Genomic DNA, 9,045 nt, shown 5'->3' on the forward strand with positions numbered 1-9,045 from the left:
CGCCTACCTCGCTTCCAACGAAGCCGCCTATGTCACCGGCCAGACCATTCACGTCAATGGCGGCATGGCGATGATTTAGCGTGAAAAGTTCAGTGCGGCCCGATGACGGCTATCAACAGTGGGGGAAGGTTCGCACCCAAAGCAGTCGGTTGGTCTGGCAACTGACGAGCGGGTCGGTCGGGCAACTGGCCGGGTCGAAGCCTCCTGATCAAGGCCGGGCGGAGATTTAGATCAAGTTCTTTGAAACGCGTGTCTTTTCCTATCTATAGCTTGGATGCATTAATCCAAAGAAACGATTTTGCCAATTTCGCAGAACGTCGCATAGTAAGATTTCAAAGATGTAAGCCAAAAGGTAGTCATCGAATTTTTGCATTGGTTCAGAGCAGTATTATTCTGGTGTGCGCCTTCCGGTGTGCTCGGAACACAACGGGGCCGCATGTTCATTGCGGCTAGTTTCTTCGGTGCGCCAGCTACATCGAGCCGGCTCGATTCGACAAGCGTCCCCCTGCTAGGCGCTTCCCCAACAAAATAGCAACAAAAGATGAGGTTTTCCATGTGCTCTGACGTGCGGTGGAGGTTGTGCTGGGAAAATGAGTTGCAACAGGCCGACCATGTCGAACTCTCCGAGTTTTTCCGAAAGACCTACGGACCGACTGGGGCCTTCAACTCAGAGCCATTCGAAGGCGGCCGTAGCTGGGCCGGTGCGAGGCCGGAGCTCCGCGCAATCAGCTACGACGCGCACGGCGTAGCGGCTCATATCGGGATACTACGTCGCTTCATCAAGGTTGACGAGGTCGAGCTCCTAGTGGCCGACCTGGGGTTGTACGGGGTGCGTCCGGATCTTGAGGGACAAGGGATCAGTCATTCAATGAGCGTTCTATATCCAGTAATGCAGCAGCTTGGGGTTCCATTCGCTTTCGGCACCGTTCGGCACGCGATGCGGAACCATATGGAAAGGTTCTGCAGAGGCGGCCTGGCGGCGATTGTGTCGGGCGTTCGCGTGCGGTCCACTCTCGCAGATGTGTATCTCGACCTGCCGCCCACGCGCGTCGAGGACGTGCTCGTCGTGGTTGTGCCGATTGGACGCTCGATGAGCGAGTGGCCATCCGGCACCCTGATCGTTCGGAACGGTCCGGAGCTATGAACATCTTGAAGTGCCGGGTGATGGCGCCGGCGCCGAGCACGAGACCGATGTCGAGAATGGGCGCGCTGCGGGTAAGCCAGCCACGATATGAGGTCCACGCCGGTCGCCGCAATTGCCGGGGCGCTCGCCCGCGCTACTCGGGCCCCGAGGCCTCGGTGATCGCGCGGCGCCCGACATAGGCACAGCCTGCGCAAGCTCCTCGACCGACATGTTGTCGAGGAGCAAGGCGTCGACGCCCACTGTAAGGGCTCTCTCCAACTGGTCCAGCCTGTCCACCTCTACCTCGATCTTGACGATGTGGCCTGTGGCGCTACGCGCCCGCTCGATTGCGGTGCGGATGTCGCCGGCAATGGCGATGTGGTTGTCCTTGATGAGCACCGCGTCGTCGAGCGCGAAGCGGTGATTGGCGCCTGACCGCATATCGCTTCGACAAACGCGGCCGTAGCCGTAGCAATGCCGCTCAGACCGCACAGAAAATTGAGCGCGGTCCGCTCGGCCGTCAGCAGGCTGCGCGCCGGCCCGTTTACGATCGTATTGGTTTGACCTGCTCGACATCGCTGCCGTCCGGCCGCCGGATTTGCACATCGATTGCTGGATCGCCGAGCAAGAAAGAAAACGCCACAGGTCGAGCCCCGCACCCACCCGCGCTTGGCGCGCGTTAAGCGAAAGGGTGGCTTTGCATCGGCGGCGATAATTGCATCGCTCGTGATATCGCCGGCTCTGCCCAGGTCTTCCAGCAGGGCGGCAGGGGGCGCACGATGGGCTCCATGATGATCTGAGGAAGTGTGCAAGTGAAGTCATGTCAACGGCTCCGTTCGGATGGCGTCGTTGCAGTCGCGCTCATGGCCGGCTGACTTGGGTCATGCTGCGTGCTGCCGCCGTAAGGTTCCGCTGGGATTAGCAGTGACGCACAACGAGAGGGTTCAGGTCAACGCCCTGGAACCCATGTCCACTAGCCATCCATCACGTGGATGCGTTTCATCGAAACAGACGATTTTACGGATGTTGCGGCACGTTGCATAGAATGAATTCAAAGGATGTAAGCCTTTAGGGAAAGTCGTTGATGTTTGCGTTGGCTCTGAAGAGCATTTTCTGGCGTGCGCCGAATACCAGCCTAGGCGCGTGTCCATCGCGGCGAGGCACTTCCGCGATCGACGCAAGCTACATCGCATTGGCGCAGCACGACAAGCTCCCCCGAATTGCGCAGGCGCTTGCCTCAAAGGCAGCAGCAAAGCTGAGGTTTGTGGTGTTTTGGAAAGAGGCAATTTAAATGCTTGTTGATGGCTCAAGGATAGATCGGTTCGTTGTTTCTCGACGGCGCGAGGGTCTCGGTGATTGCCTGTGGTCTCTCGCGTCGGCATGGGACTACGCACATCGGACGGGACGGGCTTTAGCAATAGATTGGCGCGGCTCTTGTTACCTCGACAACCCGTTTGCGAATGCCTTTCCGGCTTTCTTCAAGCCAATTGAAGAGATCGGTGGTGTACGGGTCATTTGCGATGACGAGATCAACCACGTCTCATTCCCCGGTCCCTTCTTCCCGTCGTGGTGGAACAAGCCATCCATCGACTGCGTGTACCGTCCGGATGAACAGATTTTCCAAGAACGTGACGAGCTTGACGATCTTTTCCAAGCCCAGGATGATTGTGAAGCCAACACGGTAGTGTGTGATGCTTGCTTGATGTGGCGCTGCGATGAGCAAGCCGAGCGAACGATATTTCGGAGCATCAGACCGAGGGTCGAAATTGAGGATCGGATTGAAGCGCTCTACCAGGAACACTTTGCCGGGCACAGCATAATCGGGGTCCATGTCCGCCACGGCAACGGCGGAGATATTATGGATCACGCACCTTACTGGGCTGATCCAAAGGTTGCCTTAGAGCAGGTATGCACTGCCATTCGTATGGCCAAAGCGCAACCGCATCCAAGGCCTGTAAGGGTGTTCTTGTGTACAGACAGCGCCCAGGTTGTTGATCACTTGTCGGGCGTATTTCCCGAACTTTTCACCGTCCCAAAACGCTTCCAAGCGGATCAGGCCGGCCCTTTAAACAGTGCAGCACTGGGCACTGACGGGGGTATTTCCGCTCTCGTTGAGATGTATCTCCTTGGTAGATGCGATACTGTAATTCGCTTTCCTCCGACTAGCGCCTTCTCCCGCTATGCCCGCCTCTTCGTGCCACGAATTGTCGAATTCGATCTGAATGACCCGCGTCGTTTGATCTTGATTGATAACTCTTTCGACCGTTCCCCGGCCCCATGAAGGGGTTGGCATCCCGCTCGAACTCTCCCTTGCCTTCGCGCAGAGGCCCCGTTCGCCCTGCCCAATGCGCCCCTTTCTCGCCACGCAATCCCGCCGCAGGCGAGCATTTTCTTCGGCGCGTAAAAATCAAAAGGATTCAAGCTTGTCAAAGAAAAAAGTCGCTTTAATCACCGGGGTCACGGGGCAAGACGGTTCCTACCTCGCAGAATTGCTTTTGGAAAAGGGCTATTCTGTGCATGGGATAAAAAGACGATCGTCCCTTTTCAATACGGGCCGTATAGACCATCTCTATCATGATCCTCATGAAAGTGGCGTTGATCTTACACTTCATCACGGGGACTTGACAGACTCGTCCAGCCTTACGCGCGTCATCCAACTGGTTCAGCCGGACGAAATTTACAATCTGGCAGCTCAGAGCCACGTTGCAGTCTCCTTTGAACAACCAGAATACACCGCGAACTCGGACGCGTTGGGTGCGCTGCGTATCCTCGAGGCAATTCGGATCCTGGGGCTCGTCGAGCATACGCGCTACTACCAAGCCTCGACGTCTGAGCTCTACGGGCTGGTGCAGGAAACGCCACAGACCGAGACGACACCGTTCTACCCCCGATCACCCTACGCTGTTGCCAAATTGTATGCTCACTGGATCACCGTAAATTATCGAGAAGCTTACAATTTGTACGCATGTAACGGCATTTTATTTAATCATGAGTCACCCGCGCGCGGAGAAACATTTGTAACGCGTAAAATCACACGCGCCCTGGCTCGGATTAAGCTTGGAATGCAGCCGACTCTATTCTTGGGCAACCTTGATGCTCGTCGCGATTGGGGGCACGCTCGAGACTACGTCCAGATGCAGTGGTTGATGCTGCAGCAGGAGCAAGCTGAAGACTTTGTGATCGCTAGCGGTGAGCAACATTCGGTGCGCGAATTTGTCACCGTCGCGGCCGCTGAACTCGGCATTGGTGTTCGTTGGGTTGGGGAAGGGGTCGATGAAGAGGGATACGATGCAAAGACGGGAGCTTTGATCGTAAAAGTAGATCCCCGTTATTTTCGTCCTGCAGAAGTCGAGACACTTCTCGGCGATGCCCGCAAGGCCAAAGAAAAACTTGGGTGGGAGCCAAAAATCTCCTTCATTGAATTGATTAGGGAGATGGTTCGGGAAGACTTGCGCATGGCAGAGCGTGACGCAGTGCTGATGACGCAGGGTTATTATTCATACAGTCCACGAGAGTTATGATGACAACGGCGGCGCCATGCTGGCTTGTTGTCCGCGTTACGGTGGCCTTCTTATGGAGCGTCCATAGCGTTATCACATGGGAAACAAAAAGATGAAGAAAGTCTATGTGGCAGGCCATCGCGGCCTTGTTGGATCCGCCACAATGAGTGCCCTCGAGGCGTTAGGATCGTATGAGATAATAACACGTACTCACGACCAACTGGATCTATTTGACCGGACCGAGACGCGCAGGTTCTTCATGTCGCAGCGGCCCGATTACGTCATTATGTGCGCCGCAACGGTTGGTGGTATACTGGCGAACGCTAGCTCTCCTGTCGATTTCCTTCATAACAACCTCGCGATCCAACTCAGTGTTTTTGATGCCGCTTACGCTTCCGGCGTCGAACGGATGATTTTTCTTGGCTCCTCATGTATCTATCCACGCGACTGTCCGCAGCCGATACGGGAGGAATACCTTCTGACCGGTCCGCTTGAAGCGACGAATCGTCCCTTCGCTTTGGCAAAAATCGCAGGAGTCGAATCATGCTGGTCTTTTAACCGGCAGTACCAGACGCGCTATCTCGCGTTGATGCCGACCAGCTTATATGGTCCCGGCGACAATTATCACCCCGAAAAATGCCACGTTTTGCCTGCTCTGATACGCCGTTTTCATCAAGCTAAAATAAACGGCGACTCCTCGGTGGGGGTCTGGGGATCCGGAAACCCTCGGCGAGAGTTTATGTATTCGTCGGATGTAGGCGATGCCATTGCGTTCCTGCTTGGCCTGCCAGATTCGGATTTTGACGCCTTGACAGCCGCCGACACTGCGCCCCTGATTAATGTTGGCGTTGGCGAGGATGTCACAATTCGAGAGGTGGCGGAACTCGTCAAGGCGGCGATCTGCTGGGAGGGCAATCTGGTATTCGACACGACGAAGCCAGACGGTACTCCGCGCAAGTTACTGGACGTAACGCGCTTGCGTAAGCTTGGCTGGAAAGCCAAAACGTCTCTTGGTGCCGGGTTGAAAGCGACGTATGAGGATTTTCTTCGCCTTCATGGGGCTTGATGTGGATGCGCGCATCCTGGTTGGACTGCGTGTCCGACCGGGTGCAAGTTTGTTCAGTCAGGCCAAACAGAAGAGAGGGACGCATACATCCGAGGCGGCCGCAATATTGGCCTGTGCTAACGGTGCAAACCGGACCTCTCTGCGACCGGCGGTGCTGAGGACCACCCAAAAGCTTGCCCAGGGCCGCATAACGGGCTGCACCTGGAACGGCTGTGCGTGAGCGCCGTCGACTCAAGCCGCCAGTTAGAACTGCTCGACCTCACGGGAGTCGCTGCTTAGGAACCTGCCGTCGATACGAACGCCAACCGGGGCCCCGCCATGCCTCGGGGCAGGCCTTATCCAAGGCGGTGCATGCGGTAATGGCGGACGTGGACGTATGCTTTTCAACTCGCGCTTAACCGCAGGCGGGATCGGGTCCTGGATCGTGTCCCCCCTAGGTGGTGTAGCTGACGGACTGCGCTTCGGCCAACATCTCCCTTTGTCCGTCATGGCATTGCGGCCATTGCTGAGGCGGTGAACCACAGTCACAGTCATCGTTAGCGTGCTGGCGTCGTAATAAGCTGGCGAGTGTGGTTCGATGTGAGCGGTCGCGGCTGCACGGGATCCACGATCCCAGTGAACAGCATGACGCTTTCCTCCCCTTGTATACGCAAAAGCGTGATCTGCTCTTTCAAGCGTTCCTGGTTCGGCCAGGGTCGGCTTTCGGTGCAATTATGGCATGGCCTCCCATCTACGAGCGATCCGGTCGGGACTGCTCTGTCTTCGAACGAGAGAGGACCGCCGCGCTCCCTTCGAAGTTGACCTCCGCCTTATGGCCGTGACCTCCGACCCGCGTAGCGCGCAGCCGGTTCCGTGGTTGCACGCTCGTCGTTCTCCACCATGGTCAGCCGCATCCGGCGCAGCTGGTGATATTCTGCCTCCATCGGTCGTGCCCTGCCCAACACAGCGACCGGGCAACCCGGCATATGCGGCACAAAATGAGGTGGACGGCCGAACGAACCTGCACCTGTCCACCGCCCGAATTGGAAGCAGCGATCCACGGCATTTCCGCCTCGAGGTCTTTCAGGATTGCGGCTCGCTTCGCGGAGCCGACAAAGGCATCGCGGACCACGCCCATTGGCGTGCGGCGTCTTGTGCTTGGTAGCACCGGTGAAGGGCTGTTCATGGATCAGACTGCGGCGGTCCTCCGGCCACTCCTCCACAAACTCGATCGCATCTGCGAGATCGACAATGCACAGGGTAGGATCCATGCTTGATGAAGACGAGGCTGCTGAATGCCGCGAGCCTCTTCCACCGCGGATCGTCAGCGTCTCAATCGCTGTGTGTGCGGGATTCCCGCCCACCGCAAAGCGTTTGTCGGCCAACGCCACACAGGCGCGGACCCAGCCACGCCCATTTCCGCCTTCGATGTGTTTAGGGCGTGGATGGTTGTCATCCGAACAATCAATTTTGCCAATCTTGCCGACCCTATTAGGAGTGTGACCGAAATCAAGTGGCTCGGCCTGCAGGCACGCCCGACGAAGAAGCCTGAGCACCAACCACCTATGCCCATAGGAGTACAGAAGGCAACGATCCGAAGACAGTGGAAATTGGTGCCGGACGTTCCTCCTCATCGGTGTCTATGCGCGCGTCAAACGGACTCTCATTCGCTGAATGGTCCCAGAAGTGCACGAGGTGGGCAACCACACGGTGAAGCATGGTGGTGTTTTGACATCGGGTCTCACGAACGGCCCCGCTTTCAGAATTAGCGTGCCCGGGTCCCGACGCTATCTCTGACGGCGTTTTGCAGCGTCGGTGATTGCTGACTTAGCGAGGTGTGAATTTGACCCATAAAGTCGATCATGAACTGCTGAATCGAGAAATGGCCGCAGACGATCCATGGCGGCTCGATGGCAATCCGTTCGAGCGGGAGCGCCATACGCAAATTCTCAGGTGTCACTTGCGCAAGGTCCTGTCGCAATGCGCTCGAAGTCGGGTGCGCTGCCGGCGCTTTTACGCAGCGGTTAGCCCCCAATTAAGGGGTTGCCCCGAGTGGGACAAGGTGCCGAGTGTGATGTCGCAGATGAACGGCCGCGCTGGTCCGGCGCGCTTCACGGCGGCCGCATCCTGTCCAGCGAAGTAATAACCCATCAACTTTTCTGCACGCACCCATATCGGCAACGCGCCGAGTTAGAAGACGCGGCCTGGCCGAATACCGCACTGGAAAAATGACGATGCCGAAGTACAGGTTTCACAAGCTTGCAGCCGTTGTTGTGCTTGTCGGTTTCGCTGCGTGGATGGCGACGGGCGAGTTCTCGTCGGTCGGTAGCGCGGCCGCCGACAAACCCGAGGCGGGGGAGGTCGAGCAGCCAAAGGCGGCTGACGCCGGCAACGCCAAGCCCAGTGAGGCAGAACAGCCCAAGGCGCCGTTGCGTACCGTCGCGACCATAACTCCGCCCAGGCGTACCCATGCGCGCGCCATCCGGATTTCCGGACTGACCGAAGCCGATAAGCGCGCGGTCCTGGCGACTCGCGCCGCCGGCGTCATCGACAAGCTGCCGGTCAAGCAAGGACAGCGCGTCAAGACGGGCGACCTCGTGCTGATGCTGGCAGCCGAGGAAAAACTTTCGGCGGTCAGCAACGCCAAGCAGCTTCTGGTTCAGCGTCAGGCCGAACTCGATGCAGCATTGCGGCTGGCGAAAACCGGCAATCTGCCCAAGCTGCAGCTCGATACGGCTCGCTCCAACCTGACGCTGGCCCAGTCGCACCTGGAAGCCGCGCAAGCCGAGCTCGACCGCAACGAAGTGAAGGCGCCGTTCGACGGCGTCATCGACCGGGTGCCGGTGGAGCTTGGCAGTTCCGTGATGCAGGGCGACGAAGTGGCGACCATTCTGAGCCTCGATCCGGTGATTGCCCGCGGCGAGGTCAGCGAACGTGAACTCGGCTATCTGAAGATCGGCGACAAGGCGAAGGTACGGTTGGTCAGCGACCAGAATGTCGAGGGCACCGTGCGCTATATCAGCCGCGACGCCTCGTCCGCCACCCGCACCTTCCGCGTCGAGATCGCAATCCCCAACCCCGAGGGCACCATTCCGGCCGGGATGACCGCCGAGATCGCGCTGAGCGCGCAGCCGACCGACGCCGTCATGCTGCCGCGCTCCGTGGTGACGCTCGGCGACAAGGGCGACCTCGGTATCCGCGCCGTCGACAAGGACGACAAGGTCGTGTTCTTCCCGATCGATCTTGTCGACGATACGCCAACCGGCCTGGTGCTCGGCGGCATCCCGGCCGATGCACGTGTCATCGTCGCCGGCCAGGAACTGGTGAAGGAAGGCGAAGTGGTCAAGCCGGTCGAGGCCGACCAGGCGACCATCCAG

At 58.1% G+C, this 9,045-nt stretch carries 6 protein-coding genes and 3 pseudogenes; 7 read left to right on the forward strand and 2 right to left on the reverse strand.

Annotated elements, in window-relative coordinates:
* Positions 1-79: pseudogene (locus tag AC0L2C_RS33815) on the forward strand (beta-ketoacyl-ACP reductase); the annotation flags it as partial.
* A 474-nt stretch (positions 80-553) separates the two neighbouring features.
* Positions 554-1,144: a NodA family N-acyltransferase gene (locus tag AC0L2C_RS33820; protein WP_473495431.1), complete on the forward strand. Its 591-nt coding sequence runs from the start codon at positions 554-556 to the stop codon at positions 1,142-1,144.
* A 10-nt stretch (positions 1,145-1,154) separates the two neighbouring features.
* Here AC0L2C_RS33820 and AC0L2C_RS33825 read toward each other — a convergent pair.
* Positions 1,155-1,945: pseudogene (locus tag AC0L2C_RS33825) on the reverse strand (nicotinate-nucleotide diphosphorylase); the annotation flags it as partial.
* A 469-nt stretch (positions 1,946-2,414) separates the two neighbouring features.
* Here AC0L2C_RS33825 and AC0L2C_RS33830 point away from each other — a divergent pair.
* The 3 genes from AC0L2C_RS33830 (at position 2,415) to AC0L2C_RS33840 (ending at position 5,689) form a co-directional block, all read left to right on the forward strand.
* Positions 2,415-3,404, forward strand: a complete 990-nt coding sequence (locus AC0L2C_RS33830; protein ID WP_473525493.1) for a nodulation protein NodZ — start codon at positions 2,415-2,417, stop codon at positions 3,402-3,404.
* A 142-nt stretch (positions 3,405-3,546) separates the two neighbouring features.
* A complete protein-coding gene (gmd, locus tag AC0L2C_RS33835; protein ID WP_473495404.1) occupies positions 3,547-4,644 on the forward strand; it encodes a GDP-mannose 4,6-dehydratase in 1,098 nt (365 codons plus the stop codon).
* A 91-nt stretch (positions 4,645-4,735) separates the two neighbouring features.
* Positions 4,736-5,689: a GDP-L-fucose synthase family protein gene (locus tag AC0L2C_RS33840; RefSeq protein ID WP_473495403.1), complete on the forward strand. Its 954-nt coding sequence runs from the start codon at positions 4,736-4,738 to the stop codon at positions 5,687-5,689.
* A gap of 1,744 nt (positions 5,690-7,433) precedes the next feature.
* Here the strand turns inward: AC0L2C_RS33840 and AC0L2C_RS33845 are convergent.
* Positions 7,434-7,607: a hypothetical protein gene (locus tag AC0L2C_RS33845; RefSeq protein ID WP_473458568.1), complete on the reverse strand. Its 174-nt coding sequence runs from the start codon at positions 7,605-7,607 to the stop codon at positions 7,434-7,436.
* On the opposite strand from AC0L2C_RS33845, the pseudogene AC0L2C_RS33850 reads away from it, so the two are divergent.
* A pseudogene (locus AC0L2C_RS33850) lies at positions 7,551-7,704 on the forward strand (SAM-dependent methyltransferase); the annotation flags it as partial. The gene AC0L2C_RS33845 and the pseudogene AC0L2C_RS33850 overlap by 57 nt on opposite strands.
* A 198-nt stretch (positions 7,705-7,902) precedes the next feature.
* Positions 7,903-9,045: efflux RND transporter periplasmic adaptor subunit (locus AC0L2C_RS33855; RefSeq protein WP_473525494.1), on the forward strand; the 1,143-nt coding region annotated here is incomplete at its 3' end.

The organism is Mesorhizobium sp. WSM4845, from assembly GCF_055811455.1.